Annotated in this window: 10 protein-coding genes; 4 read left to right on the forward strand and 6 right to left on the reverse strand. The window is 73.0% G+C overall.

Features of this window, described 5'->3' with window-relative positions:
* Positions 1-140: 140 nt before the first annotated feature.
* The 4 genes from ACQF4J_RS19400 to ACQF4J_RS19415 form a co-directional block, all read right to left on the reverse strand.
* Positions 141-1,262: a hypothetical protein gene (locus tag ACQF4J_RS19400; protein WP_427166294.1), complete on the reverse strand. Its 1,122-nt coding sequence runs from the start codon at positions 1,260-1,262 to the stop codon at positions 141-143.
* Between the two features lie 257 nt (positions 1,263-1,519).
* Positions 1,520-2,686, reverse strand: coding sequence for a VWA domain-containing protein (locus ACQF4J_RS19405; RefSeq protein ID WP_351562582.1), 1,167 nt, complete (start codon positions 2,684-2,686; stop codon positions 1,520-1,522).
* 145 nt (positions 2,687-2,831) lie between these two features.
* Complete coding sequence (locus tag ACQF4J_RS19410) at positions 2,832-5,312, reverse strand: DUF5682 family protein (RefSeq protein WP_427166295.1); 2,481 nt, start codon at positions 5,310-5,312, stop codon at positions 2,832-2,834.
* A complete protein-coding gene (locus ACQF4J_RS19415) occupies positions 5,309-6,448 on the reverse strand; it encodes an ATP-binding protein (RefSeq protein ID WP_351562586.1) in 1,140 nt (379 codons plus the stop codon). The genes ACQF4J_RS19410 and ACQF4J_RS19415 overlap by 4 nt, the downstream gene beginning before the upstream one ends.
* A gap of 133 nt (positions 6,449-6,581) precedes the next feature.
* Here ACQF4J_RS19415 and ACQF4J_RS19420 point away from each other — a divergent pair, with 133 nt between their 5' ends.
* The gene (locus ACQF4J_RS19420) at positions 6,582-7,934 is read left to right on the forward strand and encodes an SWIM zinc finger family protein (RefSeq protein ID WP_427166296.1); all 1,353 of its coding nucleotides are present in this window, start codon (positions 6,582-6,584) and stop codon (positions 7,932-7,934) included.
* Between the two features lie 256 nt (positions 7,935-8,190).
* Positions 8,191-9,810 (forward strand): DUF5691 domain-containing protein, encoded by a 1,620-nt coding sequence (locus ACQF4J_RS19425; RefSeq protein WP_427166297.1) that lies wholly within the window; start codon positions 8,191-8,193, stop codon positions 9,808-9,810.
* A gap of 56 nt (positions 9,811-9,866) precedes the next feature.
* Here ACQF4J_RS19425 and ACQF4J_RS19430 read toward each other — a convergent pair whose 3' ends face one another.
* The gene (locus ACQF4J_RS19430) at positions 9,867-10,283 is read right to left on the reverse strand and encodes a cobalamin B12-binding domain-containing protein (RefSeq protein ID WP_351562592.1); all 417 of its coding nucleotides are present in this window, start codon (positions 10,281-10,283) and stop codon (positions 9,867-9,869) included.
* A 377-nt stretch (positions 10,284-10,660) separates the two neighbouring features.
* Here ACQF4J_RS19430 and ACQF4J_RS19435 point away from each other — a divergent pair, with 377 nt between their 5' ends.
* Positions 10,661-11,524 (forward strand): lipase family alpha/beta hydrolase, encoded by an 864-nt coding sequence (locus ACQF4J_RS19435; RefSeq protein ID WP_351562594.1) that lies wholly within the window; start codon positions 10,661-10,663, stop codon positions 11,522-11,524.
* A gap of 198 nt (positions 11,525-11,722) precedes the next feature.
* On the forward strand, positions 11,723-13,213 hold the full coding sequence (locus ACQF4J_RS19440) for a M23 family metallopeptidase (protein ID WP_427166299.1): 1,491 nt from the start codon (positions 11,723-11,725) through the stop codon (positions 13,211-13,213).
* Between the two features lie 58 nt (positions 13,214-13,271).
* Here the strand turns inward: ACQF4J_RS19440 and pcrA are convergent, their stop codons facing one another.
* Complete coding sequence (gene pcrA, locus ACQF4J_RS19445; protein ID WP_351562598.1) at positions 13,272-15,755, reverse strand: DNA helicase PcrA; 2,484 nt, start codon at positions 15,753-15,755, stop codon at positions 13,272-13,274.
* Between the last annotated feature and the right edge of the window lie 108 nt (positions 15,756-15,863).

The raw sequence follows: 15,863 nt of genomic DNA on the forward strand, positions 1-15,863 counted from the left end.
GGAGCTCGGGGAAGCTCGGTCTTCTTCGGAAGGCTTGGGGACATTTCCGGTGCGTCCGGGGCTCGGAAGGCTGTCCGGACGGTCAGGCAGACCTGTTCCGCCCCGCACCGCGGAACCACGGGCAGGGGGAAGGGGCCGCCCTAGGCGGGGGAAACCGGTATGTCCCGGTGCCTGTCCCGGGTCGCGTCGCCGTTCGCACGGGCGGCGGCGCCGGACAGCAGGCCCAGGGGCGCCCGCTGGTTCAGGGCGACGGCGTGCGCGTCACCGTGCCTCGGTGTGCCGTTGTCGACGGCGGTCCGGTTGCCCAGCACGCCGGTCGGGTCGCCGTCGGGAGCCTGGGGGACCCGGACGTATCCGGCACCGTCGGCTGCCCGCCGGCCGTCGCCCCGCGCGGGGGCGTGAGCGGTGGAGCCGACCTCGTCGAAACGCGGCCCGTACGCCACGCCGCGCGCCGCCGTCGGCCTCTCGGCGGGAGCGTCGCCCGTGGCGGCCGAGTGTCCCGGCCCGTCCGGCTGGGTCACGGGCGCGGGCAGGGTCTGCCCCGGGACGGAGGGCAGGCCCGGCAGACCGGGCAGGGACGGCGTGCCCGGCAGCTCCGGCACCGAAGGCAGGGACGGCACCTGCGGCAGCCCCGGTATCGGCGCGGTCACCTCGGCCAGCCCGCCCGTCACCGTCACGACCAGGTCGCCGACCGGCCGCAGAACCGCGTCGTCCACGGTCTCCACGACACCTTCGACCACGGCACCGAGCACCGGTACGACCCGGGCGGTGTCGTGGGCGGGGGTGGTGCCGTCGGCGGGAATGGTGCCTTCAGCGGGAGTGCCGGAACCGATGGGGGCGCCGGAACCGGCGGGAAAGGCCTCGGCGGGCGACGCCGGTTTGGCCTTCGGCTTTGGCTTCGGCTGTGGTTTCGGCTGGGCGGGGCCGGTGGGGTTCGGCTGTTCAGGAGCGGACGGCTTCGGCCGTGCGGAGTCCGCCGACCGTCCGTGCCCGGCCGGAGCGGCCACGAGCCGCCCGACCGCGTCCTTCAGCCAGGCCTCCACACCGTTCGCGGAAGCCGCCGGGACCGTCGGAGCGACCGGCCCCATCGGCCCGGGTGCCGACGTCCCCGGCGCGCCGTCCGCCGCGTGCGCCTGCTCCCCGCACAGGAACCCGAGCGCGAACAGCCCGCCGACCAAAACCACCACCTGCAGCGCACGCCGACCGGCCGCGGAGCGCATCACGCGCACAGCGGCGGCGGGCAAGGCTGCCGGCCAGGTCAAGAGGGAGGTCCTCTCGTGCGGCGGAACTGTTCGGTCGGACTCCGCGCGGCGGGGCCGCGGCGAACCATGAGGCGGCACGACGCCGTGCGGACGAGCGGAGCGCATCGCCCCGCTGATGAGGCGTCGATACTTGCACGGCCCTCCCGAGGTTGCGCAAGCCCCCTGTTACCGATGGGTAGTCATGTCCGTTTTGCTGGGCCAAGTCGGACGACGACTGGTCGACAAATCGTCATCGAATCACCGTGCCTGACGGGCCTTCAGGCGGTGTCCGGTATCGGCAGCGGCCGCTTCTCGATCGCCGCCGCCATCACCTCCGGGAAGAGGTCGGGTGTGCAGGCGAACGCCGGCGCCCCCAGCGCGGCGAGCGCGGCTGCGTGCTCCCGGTCGTACGCCGGGGCCCCTTCGTCGGAGAGCGCGAGCAGCGCGACGAACTGCACGCCGGACGCCTTCATCGCGGCGACCCGCTTGAGCATCTCGTCGCGGATACCGCCCTCGTAGAGGTCACTGATCAGTACGACGACCGTCTCTGCGGGCCGGGTGATCTGCGACTGGCAGTAGGCGAGCGCCCGGTTGATGTCCGTACCGCCGCCCAGTTGGGTGCCGAAGAGGACGTCGACCGGGTCGTCGAGCTGGTCGGTGAGGTCGACGACCGCCGTGTCGAAGACGACGAGTCGCGTGGAGATCGTCCGCATCGAGGCGAGCACCGCCCCGAACACCGAGGCGTACACCACCGATGCCGCCATGGATCCCGACTGGTCGATACAGAGCACGACCTCCTTCTTCGCGGACTGGGACGCCCGTCCGTAGCCGATGAGCCGCTCGGGCACGACGGTGCGGTACTCGGGCAGGTAGTGCTTGAGGTTGGCCGCGATGGTGCGGTTCCAGTCGATGTCGTGGTGGCGCGGCCGGCTGATCCGCGCGCTGCGGTCCAGGGCGCCGGTGAGCGTGGCCCGGGTGCGGGTGGCGAGCCGCTTCTCCAGGTCCTCGACGACCTTGCGCACGACCGCCCGCGCGGTCTCCTTGGTCGTCTCCGGCATCGCCTTGTTGAGCGAGAGCAGTGTGCCGACGAGGTGCACGTCGGCCTCCACCGCCTCCAGCATCTCCGGCTCCAGCAGCAGCGTGGACAGCCCGAGCCGGTCGATGGCGTCGCGCTGCATGACCTGGACGACGGAGGACGGGAAGTAGGTCCGGATGTCCCCGAGCCACCGCGCCACGGACGGCGCCGACGCCCCGAGCCCCGCGGAACGGTCCCGTCCCCGCTGTCCCTGCCGGTCCGCCTTCCCGTACAGCGCGGTCAACGCCCCGTCCATCGCTGCGTCCCGGCCGGACAGCGCGCATCCGGTGCCGTCGGCCGTGTCGCCCCCGAGGACCAGTCGCCAGCGCCGCAGCCGCTCCTGCCCCGGCTCCGTCGTCTCGGCCGTCATCGACGCTCCCCCGTACGGGTCCTGTCCCACAGCGGAACGACGGCGATGGGGCGCGCGGGACGGGCCTGCGTGCCGCCGCCGTCGCCGTTCCCCGCGACGGCCGCCCTTCCGGCGCCCTCTCGGGTCTTCCTCGGTCGGTCGTTCGTCATCCCGTCACCCCCGCCGGCTCGTTCTCGACCTTCTCTTCCACGTTCTCCTCCACCCGTTCGGGACCGTCCGTCCCGCCAAGCCCCAGGAGCAGTCGCACCACCGGCAGTACGGCGTCGGCGCGTTCGCTCTCGAGCTCGGCCGCGAAGCCGGTCAGACCGGAACCGGCCGCCACTGCGCTCGCCCGCCGGCCCGGCCCCCGCCGCACGAGTTCGCCGAGCGTGCGCCGCACTCCGGCCTCGTACGCCGAGAACGTCCGCCGCAGCAGCGGCAGTACATCGGTGAACGCCTCCGCCGGCACCCCGGTCAGCCAGGCGTCGACCAGCCCGAGCAGCCGCTCGTCGTGCAGCAGGAGCATCCCTCCGCCCGAGCCGCCGCCGACGAAGCCCTCGATCCATGCCGCCGCGTCGCCCGGGGGTGTGCCGGGCGACAGCACCAGACCCATGAGCCTGGCCGCCTCGTCCTGGGCCAACTCACCGTCGTCCAGCAGCAGTCGTACGGCTCGCCCGCGGATCACTCCGGGCACGGTGTCCCGCACGGACAGCACGTGCAGAACCGTCTGCCAACGGGCGCGCAGATCACGGCGGTTGCCGGGACCGTCGGCCGGGGGCGCGGCGGCCGGGCGGCCGGGCACGGAGCCGGGAGCCGGCTCGTCCGACGGCCGTCCGGCGGACTCCGGCGCCTCGGCGAGAAGGGCCACCGCGCCCTGCACCGCGTCCACATGGCGCCGCATCTCCTCGGCCGCGTCCGCGTCCAGGGCCGCGCAGGCCGGGGGGAGGCCGACGAAGATCCGCTCGGCGAGCCCCGCCGCGACCCCGGCCAGCGCCCCGGTGTCGGTGCCGCGCACGTCGCCGTAGCGCAGGGACCGGACCAGCGCCGGCAGGGCCTGGGCGAGATGACCGACATCCGTGTCGAGCGCGGCCCGGTCGGAGAGGACCCGCATCACCACGGGCAGGGCTTCGGGCAGTTCGGCCAGCAGGCAGCGCTCGGCGAGCGCGGTGACCTCGGCGAGCCCCTGGGCGGCGACCGCGTCCGCCTCCGCCCTGGCCGTCGCGGCGGCGAGCACGGTCGTACCCCACACGCCCGCTTCCGCCACCCGCACCGCCAGCTCCGGCTCCCAGCGCAGCCGCCAGGTCTCCCGGAACGTCCCCGTGCTCCCCCGCGAGGCCGTCGGCTCGCCCCATGCGACGCCCAGCAACCGCAGCCGGTGCAGCAGCCTGCTGCGCCCGGCGTCGGTCTCCTTGCGCAGGTCCAGCTCCAACTCCCGCTCGAGCGCCTCCGGTTTGAGCCGCAACCGGCGCTGGATACGGTCCAGGTCCCGCTGCAGCGGCACCGCCGGCGCCGACCGCGGCACCTCCCCCAGCACGTCTCCGACGACGAGCCGGTCGTGCACCAGCGCCAGCGGCACGTCCGAGCCCTCGCACATCACCGCGCGCACGGCGTCGGTCGTCTCGCCGAGTCCCGGCAGCGGACGGCCCCGCATCGCGGCGAGCGTCTCGGCCAGCCGCACCGCCTCGATGACGTGCGCGGAGGAGACGATCCGGTCCTCCTCGCGCAGCAGTCCGGCGACCTTGGTCAGCCACCGCTCGACCGGCCGGTCCGGTGCGCCGAACAGATGCCCGTACCAGCCCGGCGAGTCGATTCCCGCGCCGTAACCGCCGGCCCGGGACAGACGCCGGTGCGTCCACGGCACCCACGTCATGTCCGCCTTCACCTTGGGCAGGCCCTTCAGCAGTGCCCGGTCGACGGTGACGGCCGTCCTCCGCCGCAGCGCGGGGACGTGCCAGGCACCGCACACGACGGCCACCTCGTCCCCGAACTCGCGTTGCGCCGCCCGGACCTGGAGCCGCATGTACGCCTCGCGCACGAGATCCCGGTCATGCCCCGCGTCGCCGTACGTCTCGCGCAGCGCCCCCATCGCCTCTTCCATCACCCTGAACGGTGCGAAGGGGTCCCCGTCGCCGCTCCCCCGGTGCTCCACGACGTCCTCCCACCACCGCTCGGGATCGTCGTACCCGGCGGCTTCGGCGAGCACCGCGAGGGGGTCGACACGGATGTCGGCGTCCGTGTCCGCGGCCCTGTCGCCCTCCTCCCCCACGGCTCGCTCGGTCTCGTCCCGCCCCCATGCCAACGAGTGGGTCGCCGGCAGATCGATGAAGCGGGCCGGCACGTCGTGCTCCAGCGCCCAGCGGATCGCGACCCACTCCGGGGAGAACTCGGCGAACGGCCAGAAGGCCGAGCGGCCGGGCTCGTCCACGGCGTGGGCGAGCAGGGCGACCGGCGGCCGCATGTCCTCCTCGCCGGCCAGCGCGATCAACGCGTCGGCCTCGGGCGGACCCTCGATCAGTACGGTCCCGGGCCGGGCCGCGTCCAGCGCCGCCCGCACGGCGCGTGCCGAACCGGGCCCGTGATGCCGCACGCCGAGCAGCAGCGGCCCGCCCCCGGCCGCCCGGCCCCCGTCCCTCTCGGGGCCCGTCACGCGCTCACCTCTCGGCAGGCCCGGTAGAAGTCCGTCCAGCCGTCGCGCTCGCGGACGACCGCCTCCAGGTACTCACGCCAGACGACGCGGTCGGCCGCGGGGTCGCGGACGACGGCGCCGAGGATGCCCGCGGCGACGTCGCCGGCCCGCAGGACGCCGTCGCCGAAGTGGGCCGCCAGGGCCAGGCCGTTGGTGACGACGGAGATCGCCTCGGCCGTCGACAGCGTGCCGCTCGGGGACTTGACCTTGGTCCGGCCGTCGGCGGTGACGCCGTCGCGCAGCTCACGGAAGACCGTCACGACGCGGCGGATCTCGTCGACGCCGTCGGGCACCGCCGGCAGGTCGAGGGAGCGGCCGATCTGATCGACGCGCCGCGAGACGATGTCGACCTCGGCCTCGACGCTCTCCGGCAGCGGCAGCACCACCGTGTTGAAGCGGCGGCGCAGGGCGCTGGAGAGGTCGTTGACCCCGCGGTCGCGGTCGTTGGCCGTGGCGATCAGGTTGAAGCCGCGGACCGCCTGCACCTCCTGGCCCAGCTCCGGTATCGGCAGCGTCTTCTCGGACAGGATGGTGATGAGGGTGTCCTGCACGTCGGCCGGGATGCGGGTCAGCTCCTCCACCCGCGCCGTCATCCCCTCCGCCATGGCCCGCATGACCGGGCTGGGCACCAGGGCGTCGCGGCTGGGGCCGTGCGCGAGGAGCTGCGCGTAGTTCCAGCCGTAGCGGATCGCCTCCTCGGGTGTGCCCGCCGTGCCCTGCACGAGCAGCGTGGAGTCGCCGCTGACCGCCGCCGCCAGGTGTTCCGACACCCAGGTCTTGGCCGTGCCGGGCACGCCCAGCAGAAGCAGGGCGCGGTCGGTGGCGAGTGTGGTGACGGCCACCTCGACGATGCGGCGCGGGCCCACGTACTTCGGTGTGATCACCGTCCCGTCCGGCAGGGTGCCGCCGAGCAGATACGTCGCCACCGCCCACGGCGACAGCTTCCAGCGGGCCGGGCGCGGACGGTCGTCCTGCGCCGCCAGCGCGGCGAGTTCACCGGCGAAGGCGTCCTCGGCGTGCGGACGCAACGCCTCGGCCGGCTCCTTCACACGTGCTTCGGCCGCTTCGACGGTCGTCGGTTCCACGGACACAGACATGGCTGAGGCCCCCTCCAGCTCGGCCGGTTCGGATCTGCCACCAACCGTGCACCACGCCACTGACAATCGGCTCTGACCTGCGCAAACGCGCTCGCGGGGTCGATTGTCAGTGGTGGGATCTACCGTCGAAGACATGACTCAGCAGGGGGTGCGCTGGAGCGCGGACCAGGTGCTGGCACTGGCGCCTGACGCCGCGTCACGCAAAGCGGGGAGCAAACTCGGGGCGGCGGGGCCGTGGTCCGGGACGGGCAGTTGTGACGAGGGGACGGTGTGGGGGCTGTGCAAGGGCAGCGGCAGCAAGCCGTATCAGACGGTCGTCGATCTCGCGGACGCGGCGGGCCCGGCGTACAAGTGCAGTTGTCCGAGCCGCAAGTTCCCGTGCAAGCACGCGCTCGGGCTGTTGCTGCTGTGGGCGGAGGACGGGGCGGTGCCGGCCGGGCAGGCGCCGGACTGGGCGCTGCAGTGGATGGAGGGGAGAAGGCAGCGCGCCGAGCAGAAGCGGGAGGCGCAGGCCGCCGGTTCGCCGCCGGGGGCCGCTGATCCGGAGGCGGCACGGCGCCGGGCGGACCGCCGGGCCGAGCGGGTGACCGCGGGGGCGACCGAGCTGGAGCAGCGCCTGGCGGACCTGTTGCGCGGCGGCCTGGCGGGCGCGGAGCAGACGGGGTACGGGCTGTGGGAGGAGACCGCTGCCCGCATGGTGGACGCGCAGGCGCCCGGACTGGCGGCGCGTGCGCGGGAGTTGGCGGTGATCCCGTCGTCCGGGCCGGGGTGGCCCGTGCGCCTGCTGGAGGAGTGCGCGCTGCTGCACCTCTTGGACCAGGGGTGGCTGGGGCGTGAGCGGCTGCCGGAGGGGCTGGCGGCGACGGTCCGGTCCCGTGTCGGCCTGCCGGGCTCCGCGGACGGTCCGCCGCTGCGCGACCGCTGGCTGGTCCTGGCGCAGTACGACACGACGGACGCCCGGCTGACGACGCGCCGGATCTGGCTGCACGGCGCCGACTCGGACCGCACGGTGCTGCTGCTGTCCTACGGCGCCGCGGGCCGCGCCCCGGAGCTCGCGCTGCCGGTGGGGCTGCTCCTGGACGCGGAGGTGTCGGCCTATCCGGGGACCGGGCAGCTGCGGGCGGCGCTCGGTGAGCAGTTCGCGCCGCCGGCGCAGGCGGCGATACGGCCGCGGGGGGTGACGACATCGCAGGCCGCCGCCCGCTACGGCACGGCGCTGCGGGACGACCCGTGGCTGGAGTCCGTACCGGTGACGCTGGACCGGGTCGTGCCGACGCCGGACGGCGACTCCTGGCAGCTCGCGGACGCCGACGAGGACACGGCGCTGCCGCTCACGCCCACCGCGGGGTCCCGCCCGGGCCTGTGGCGCCTGGTCGCCCTCTCGGGCGGCGCCCCCGTGACGGTGTTCGGCGAGTGCGGCCACCGCGGCTTCACCCCGCTGACGGCCTGGCCCGAGGCGGCCGGCGAGGCGGTGCCTCTGTGCTGAGCCACCCGGCCGGACAGCTGCGCCGCACGGCATCGGAGGACGACGACACGCACATCACGCGCCACCGGCGTCCACCGCGACCGTCCCGGCACAGGCCCACAGCGATCACAGGCCCCGGGAAACCGTCCAGCCACTTGGGGCGCACGGCCATCACAAGCACCTTTCTTAGCAATTTTACGCATTTGTCCGATCTGGCGGGACACTCGGTTCCCCTGAGTCTTCAACGACTCCTGGGCGCCGCACGGAGAGGAAGCGCATGACGACCAGTCCATCCACAGCTGTGGATACTCCCGCGCAAGGCGCCTGGGAGGAGCTCGTCACGACGGCGCTGCTCGGCACCGAGCGACGTACGCCGCCGGCCGGCGCGTCGGGACGGGAAGCACCGGTGGCGCTGCTGGACGCGGCGGCCGTGGAGACCCTGCGGCGGCGGGCCGGGCTGCTGCCGGCCCGCGCCGCCGTGCGGCCGGAGCCGGCCGCCGACGACCCGCGCCCCCCGCTGCCCGCGGCGGCGGCCCGCAGGCTGGCGCTGCTGCTCGCGGACCGCCCCGGGACGGGCGGCGGCCGCAGAGGCACGGCACCGGACCTGATGGAGCTGCTGCCCCAGTGGCTGGCGACGGCGAACGCCCGTGGCTTCGCCGCGCCCCCGCAGATGCTGCCCGCGCTGCTGGACGCGGCCCGGGGGCGTACGGATCTGCGGCCGGCAGCGCTGGCGTTCGCCGGACCGCGCGCGATGTGGCTCGCCCGGCTCAACCCGGACTGGCGGTTCGCCCTGCGTGCCGCGCCCGGCGGGGGCGCGGCGCTGCCGCGGCTCGAGGACGGGGAGCGGACCCGGCGGCTGTGGCAGGAGGGTCTGTTCGCGGAACGCGTCGCCCTGCTGTCCGCGCTGCGCGCCGGGGAGCCCGCCGCCGCGCGTGAGCTGCTGGTGACGACCTGGGCGACAGAGCGGGCCGAGGACCGTCTGATGTTCCTCGACTCGTTGCGCACGGGCCTCGGCCCGCAGGACGAGCCGTTCCTGGAACAGGCGTTGGCCGACCGCAGCCGCAATGTCAGGGCGACGGCCGCCGAGTTGCTCTCGGCGCTGCCCGACTCGGCCCTCGCCGCGCGGATGGCGGTCCGGGCCGGGGCCTGCGTGGCCGTCGACCACACCGGCGACACACCGACGATCGCCGTCGAGGCGCCGCACGAGTGCGACGCGGGCATGGAGCGGGACGGAGTCGTGGCGAAGGCTCCGGCGGGACGGGGCGAACGGTCGTGGTGGTTCGGGCAGTTGGTCGAAGCGGCACCGCTCGCGGCCTGGCCAGTTCGGCTCGGCGGACGGACACCCGCTCAGATCGTGGCCCTGCCGGTGGCGGACGACTGGCAGGGCGAACTGCACGCGGCGTGGTGCCGGGCCGCCGTACGGCAGCGGGACCCCGAGTGGGCGCGGGCGCTGCTCGGTGTTCCCTCGGCGCCGGAGGCGGGCGGGCCGGGGGCGGTGTCGCTGGCCGAGCGCGCCAAGCTGCTCGGCACACTGGCCGCCGGCGAACGGGCCGACTGGGTGGCCGGGTTCATCGCGGCCCACGGGCTGTCCGAGGCGTTCCAGCTGCTCGGGGTGTGCGCGGTGCCCTGGTCCGCACCGCTCGGGCGGGCGGTGGTCGACGCCCTCAACATCGCGCGTGACGCGGGGAGTTACCCATGGAGCTTCAGCGGAGTGATGGGGCTGGCCGAGCGCTGCCTCGACCCTTGCGAGGCGAGCCGCCTCGACGGCCTGCTGGCGGTGCCGGCCGAGACGGAGGACTCGTCACCGGGAGCGGGCGGGTACTGGGCGGAGGCGTTCCAGCGCCTGGGTACGACGTTGCGCCTGCGCGCGGCGATGGCGGAGGAGCTGGGGGCGTAGGGCAGCACGTCCTCGGGGCCGGCCACCCCCAGCCACCCGCGGCTCGCGGCGGGGGTCTACGCCTCCGCCGGCTGCCTCACGTTCGCGCGCACCCAGTCCACGATCGACTGCGTCGTCGCGCCGGGCGTGAAGATCTCCGCGACGCCCTTCTCCTTCAGCGGGGCGATGTCCGCCTCGGGGATGATCCCGCCGCCGAAGACGAGGATGTCCTCCGCTTCCCGCTCCTTGAGCAGGTCGATCACCGCGGCGAAGAGCGTGTTGTGGGCGCCCGAGAGGATGGACAGCCCGATCGCGTCGGCGTCCTCCTGGATCGCGGTGTCGACGATCTGCTCGGGCGTCTGGTGGAGGCCGGTGTAGATGACCTCCATACCGGCGTCGCGCAGCGCCCGCGCGATCACCTTGGCTCCTCGATCGTGGCCGTCGAGCCCCGGCTTGGCCACCACCACGCGGATCGGACCGGCTGCCACACCCATCACTGCCTCCATGAAGCGACTGCATCCATCCCTACCGACAGGTACTGCCGTACCCACATCGGCCGGGGAAGTGAACGAACGTTATCGCCAGCATCCCGCAACCCGCCGTTTCACGGTGCGGACCGAGGGGGAAATCACACGGTGGGACACGTTCGCAGCGCACCGTTCCAAGTCTTCGCGGCCCAAGGACCGCAGCGGGAGCAGGCGCAACGGGAGCCGCGACGAGGTCGCCGCACCACCGCGCCGCAGGCCGCGCGCTGTGGCGGTGCGGTGGGTCGGTGTTGCCCAAAAGGCATCATCGGCCCCTTCGCCGCGTTTTCCCACGAGGGCACACGGGGGTCGGAGCCGTCCTCCTGTGTGTCGACAGGAGGTCGGCCATGAAGGTCACCAGGGCAGTGCAGCCCTTTCTCCCGCTCTGCCAGCGGCTGCTCCCCATCAGACTCGCGGGAATCTCCGTGGCCCTGCTGAAGGCGACCGCCCTGGAACTGGCGATCCTCGCGGGCCACCTCCTGCTGTATCCCTCCGGCATCACCCAGGAACGCCGCACGCCGGTACCGCTGCCCTCATCCGACGGCGCCGCACAGCTCCCGACCGGGTCGAAGCCGCCGGTCGTGCTGCTGCACGGCTTCATAGACAACCGCTCGGTCTTCGTGCTGCTGCGCCGCAGCCTCGCCCAGAGCGGCAGGCAGCTGGTCGAGTCGCTCAACTACTCGCCGCTGACCTGCGACATCCGGAGTGCGGCCGAGCTGCTCGGCCGGCACATAGAGGAGATCTGCGAGCGCACCGGCAGCCGCCAGGTCGACGTGGTCGGACACAGCCTCGGCGGGCTGATCGCCCGGTACTACGTACAGCGGCTCGGCGGCGACGTCCGGGTCCGCACGCTGGTGACCCTGGGCACTCCGCACTCCGGCACCCGCGTGGTGCCGCTGGCGAACGCGCACCCGATCGTGCGGCAGATGCGCCCCGGCTCGGAGCTGATCGAGGAGCTGAAGCGGCCGGCACCGGGCTGCCGTACGCATTTCATCAGTTTCTGGAGCGACCTGGACCATCTGATGGACCCGCTGGAGACGGCCTGCATCGATCACCCCGATCTGATGACGCAGAACGTGCAGGTGAGCGGGATCGGGCATCTCGCCCTGCCCGTGCACCCCGCCGTGGCCACCGGGATACGCCAGGCCCTCGACGCCGACCTGCCGGGAGCCGAAGCCGTCGCCCGCTCCGGCGGCCTCACCGTGGCCTGAGAGCCCGCTGACAACCCACCGCCATCGAACGCATTTCGAACACAAGGCCAAAGCCGCGCCCGCACTCCCCCGAAACACCGCCGAATGCCCGTTTCCTGCGCGCCCGAAACCAGTTGAAGATTGTCGCGCCCGCATACCGCCGGGTACAGTCGCCGCACTGCTCTGGCAGCCCCTGTTGTCGAGGCGAAAGAGAAGTTGGTGAACGACCGTCACCCGTCGGGGACCATGACCACCCCGGCTCCGGCTTCCGAGGCCGCCTCCGCGCACTACGCGTCGTACGGCACCCAGGAAGTCCAGTACGGCGACTTCACCACGCACGGCGGTTACGACGCGAACGGTTTCGCGACCGGCGCGCACGCGACGGCGACCTTCGCCGCGGACCCCCTCTTCGGCAACCTCCCCACGGACGCCACGGGCTCGTACGACACGACCCACTGGTCCACCGGCGACCATCAGTCCCTGCACTACGACGCGTACGCCGCCCAGCACCACGCCGCCTACGACACCGGTGTCTACGACGCGACGGCCTGGACGGGCGAGTACCAGCAGCTCTCCGGCATCCCGCCGCAGGCCACCGGGAACGACACCTCCGGCCACTGGGACGCGAGCGCCTGGCTGCAGCCGGACCAGGCCGGCGCCGCCAACGACCGGACGCAGCACTGGGAGTGGGGCACCCAGGCCTTCGACACCGGGGCGTACGACGCCACCCAGTGGAACTCCGACGGCAAGACACCCGCGGCAGGCGAACCGTTCGGCCAGCAGGCCACCGCCGTCTTCGAGCAGGTCGAGCCGGGCGCCTACGAGGAGCACCCGCAGACACCGGACGCCTACGAGGAACTCCCGCAGGAAGACGGCGAGTCGACCGCCACGGGTGAGATGCCTGCCGTGACGCCCCTGCTGGACGACCAGGAAGAGACGACGCCCGCTCCGGCTTCGCGCGCGGCCGCCCGCAACGCCTCCCGCTCCCGCCGCCGTACGCCCCCCAAGCGCTCGGCGCTGCTGACCATCGCCGTCCCCTCGGCCTGTGTGATGGGGGTCGCGGGGATCGCGGCGGCCTCCGTGGGCACCTTCTCCTCCGACGACGGTTCGACGACCGCCTCGGCCGCGCAGGCGGTGAAACCGGCCGCCGCCAACAACAAGCTGGACTCCCAGCTCGAGAGCCTGTCGGCGGGCGCCGACGACTTCGCGGACCGGGCGAGCCGCACGCAGGAGCGCATCGACCTCAAGGCGCAGCAGGAGGCCGAGAAGAAGAAAGCGGCCGCGGAGGCGGCCCGCAAGGAGCGGCTGCGCCCCAAGTACGCCCTGCCGGTCACCCAGCGGGGGCTCAGCGCCTACTTCGGGCAGGCCGGCATCAACTGGATGTCCGTGCACACCGGCATCGACTTCCCCGTCTCCTACGGCACGACGGTGATGGCCGCGACCGACGGCACCGTCCGCACGCAGTGGAACAGCGCCTACGGCAACATGATGATCGTGACCGCGAAGGACGGCACGGAGACGTGGTACTGCCACCTCTCCACCTATCGCGTCGCCTCCGGTACGACGGTGAAGGCCGGCCAGCCGATCGCGTACTCCGGCAACTCGGGCAACTCGACCGGCCCGCACCTGCACTTCGAGGTGCACCCGGCGGGCGGTTCGGCCATAGACCCGCTGCCGTGGCTGCGCAGCCACAACCTCGACCCGACGTAAGCGTCCCCGACCACCGTACGAGCCCCCGCTCCCGAGGAGCAGCGGGGGCCGTTTCGCGTCAGAGCTTCTCGACCGGCGCGTACCGCAGCAGCAGCCGCTTGGGCTTGGCGTCCCCGAAGTCGATCGTCGCCTCCGCGTTCCCGCCCGTGCCCTTGACCGCGACGACCGTGCCGAGCCCGAACTGGTCGTGCGTGACCCGGTCGCCGACGGCCAGGGAGACCACCGGCTTCTCCGACGTACGGCGCGTGGCGAAGCCCGACGCCCCCGACGCCGAGGAGCGCGAGCGGGAGGACGACAGGGAAGCGGCCACCCCGGACGCGGGCCCGGAGGACACGGGGGCCGTGGCGCCCGTGCGCTTCCAGTCGACGTGGTGGGCCGGGATCTCCTCCAGGAAGCGGGAGGGCGGGTTGTACGACGGCTGGCCCCAGGCGCTGCGCAGGGACGAGCGGGTGAGGTACAGCCGTTCCCGCGCGCGCGTGATGCCGACGTAGGCCAGCCGCCGCTCCTCCTCCAGCTCCTTGGTCTGGCCGAGGGCGCGCATGTGCGGGAAGACGCCGTCCTCCATGCCGGTGAGGAAGACCACCGGGAACTCCAGGCCCTTGGCGGTGTGCAGGGTCATCAGCGTGATGACTCCGGAGCCGTCCTCCTCCTCGTCCGGGATCTGGTCCGAGTCGGCGACCAGCGCCACCCGCTCCAGGAAGTCGGCGAGTCCGGCGGAGGCCTCGCCCTCCGCGGTCTCCTGCTCGAACTCCAGGGCGACGGCGGCGAGTTCCTGGAGGTTCTCGATCCGGGTCTCGTCCTGCGGGTCGGTGGAGGCCTGCAACTCGGCGAGGTAGCCGGTCCGTTCGAGCACCGCCTCCAGGACGGTCGCGGGACCCGCGCCGGAGTCGACGATCGTACGGAGGTCCTCCATCAGCGTGTTGAACTTCTTGACGGCGTTGGTGGACCGCGCGGCCATGCCGTACGCCTCGTCGACGCGGCGCAGCGCCTGCGGGAAGCTGATCCTCTCGCGCTGGGAGAGGGCGTCGATCATCGCCTCGGCGCGCTCGCCGATGCCGCGCTTGGGGACGTTGAGGATGCGGCGCAGCGGCACCGAGTCCTCCGGGTTGGCCAGCACCCGCAGGTAGGCCAGGACGTCCCGGACCTCCTTGCGCTCGTAGAAGCGGACGCCGCCGACGACCTTGTAGGGCAGGCCGACGCGGATGAAGACCTCTTCGAAGACACGGGACTGGGCGTTGGTGCGGTAGAAGACGGCGACATCGCCGGCCTTCGCGTCGCCCGCGTCGGTGAGACGGTCTATCTCGTCGGCGACGAACTGCGCCTCGTCGTGCTCGGTGTCGGCGACATAGCCGGTGATGCGCGCGCCCGCGCCCGCGTTGGTCCACAGGTTCTTGGGGCGGCGGGACTCGTTGCGCTCGATGACCGCGTTGGCCGCGCTGAGGATGGTCTGCGTGGAGCGGTAGTTCTGCTCCAGCAGGATCGTCGTCGCGTCCGGGTAGTCCTCCTCGAACTGGAGGATGTTGCGGATCGTCGCGCCGCGGAAGGCGTAGATCGACTGGTCGGCGTCACCGACGACGCACAGTTCGGCGGGCGGGAGGTCGTGCTCGTTCGGCGGGACGTCCTCGTCGTGCGCGCCGGTGCCGACGAGTTCCCGCACGAGCGCGTACTGCGCGTGGTTGGTGTCCTGGTACTCGTCGACCAGGACGTGGCGGAAGCGGCGGCGGTAGTGCTCGGCGACGTCCGGGAAGGCTCGCAGCAGGTTGACCGTCGTCATGATCAGGTCGTCGAAGTCGAGGGCGTTCGCCTCGCGCAGCCGCGACTGGTACATCGCGTAGGCCTGGGCGAGGGTCTTCTCGAAGCCGTCGGTGGCCTGGGCGGCGAAGTCCTCCTCGTCGATCAGCTCGTTCTTCAGGTTGCTGATCTTGGCGCTGAAGGACTTGGGCGGATAGCGCTTGGGGTCGAGGTCCAGGTCCCGGCAGACCAGCGCCATCAGGCGCTTGGAGTCGGCGGCGTCGTAGATCGAGAACGACGACGTGAAGCCGAGCTTCTTCGACTCGCGGCGCAGGATGCGCACGCACGCGCTGTGGAAGGTCATCACCCACATCGCGTTCGCGCGCGGGCCGACGAGCTGCTCGACGCGCTCCTTCATCTCGCCCGCGGCCTTGTTGGTGAAGGTGATCGCGAGGATCTGGCCGGGGTGCACGTTCCGCGAGCCGAGGAGGTGCGCGATGCGGTGGGTGAGCACACGGGTCTTGCCGGAGCCGGCGCCGGCCACGATGAGCAGGGGGGTGCCGGCGTGCACGACGGCCGCGCGCTGGTTCTCGTTCAGCCCGTCGAGGAGTGCGGCCGGGTCGATCGCGGGGCGCGGGGCGCCGTCGCGGTAGTGACTGTCCCGGTCCGGCGGCACGTCGAACTTCCCGCCGAACAGATCGTCCGGAACAGGCTCCGGTACGTGATCGTCCTCGGGCGGCGGCGGGGGCTCCTCGTGGCCGCGGGGGGCCTGGAGGTCCGCCAGGAAGCTGTCGTCAAAGAGGCTGCTCATCGCTCTCCGAGTCTAGGGGGCCCCACTGACAGCCCGCCGCCGCCCTGAGAACATCGCCGGATCCGATGACGCCGCGCACGCTCCCACACCCGTTCATCACGGTGCGTG

Origin of the sequence: Streptomyces sp. C1-1, assembly GCF_050214755.1 — a bacterium.
In the GTDB taxonomy this organism is placed as follows: domain Bacteria; phylum Actinomycetota; class Actinomycetes; order Streptomycetales; family Streptomycetaceae; genus Streptomyces.

Coding starts and splice junctions, on each gene's coding strand:
- ACQF4J_RS19435 (WP_351562594.1), top strand. CDS start 10,661: ATGAAGGTCACCAGGGCAGTGCAGCCCTTTCTCCCGCTCTGCCAGCGG.
- ACQF4J_RS19420 (WP_427166296.1), top strand. CDS start 6,582: ATGACTCAGCAGGGGGTGCGCTGGAGCGCGGACCAGGTGCTGGCACTG.
- ACQF4J_RS19425 (WP_427166297.1), top strand. CDS start 8,191: ATGACGACCAGTCCATCCACAGCTGTGGATACTCCCGCGCAAGGCGCC.
- pcrA (WP_351562598.1), bottom strand. CDS start 15,755: ATGAGCAGCCTCTTTGACGACAGCTTCCTGGCGGACCTCCAGGCCCCC.
- ACQF4J_RS19415 (WP_351562586.1), bottom strand. CDS start 6,448: ATGTCTGTGTCCGTGGAACCGACGACCGTCGAAGCGGCCGAAGCACGT.
- ACQF4J_RS19430 (WP_351562592.1), bottom strand. CDS start 10,283: ATGGGTGTGGCAGCCGGTCCGATCCGCGTGGTGGTGGCCAAGCCGGGG.
- ACQF4J_RS19405 (WP_351562582.1), bottom strand. CDS start 2,686: ATGACGGCCGAGACGACGGAGCCGGGGCAGGAGCGGCTGCGGCGCTGG.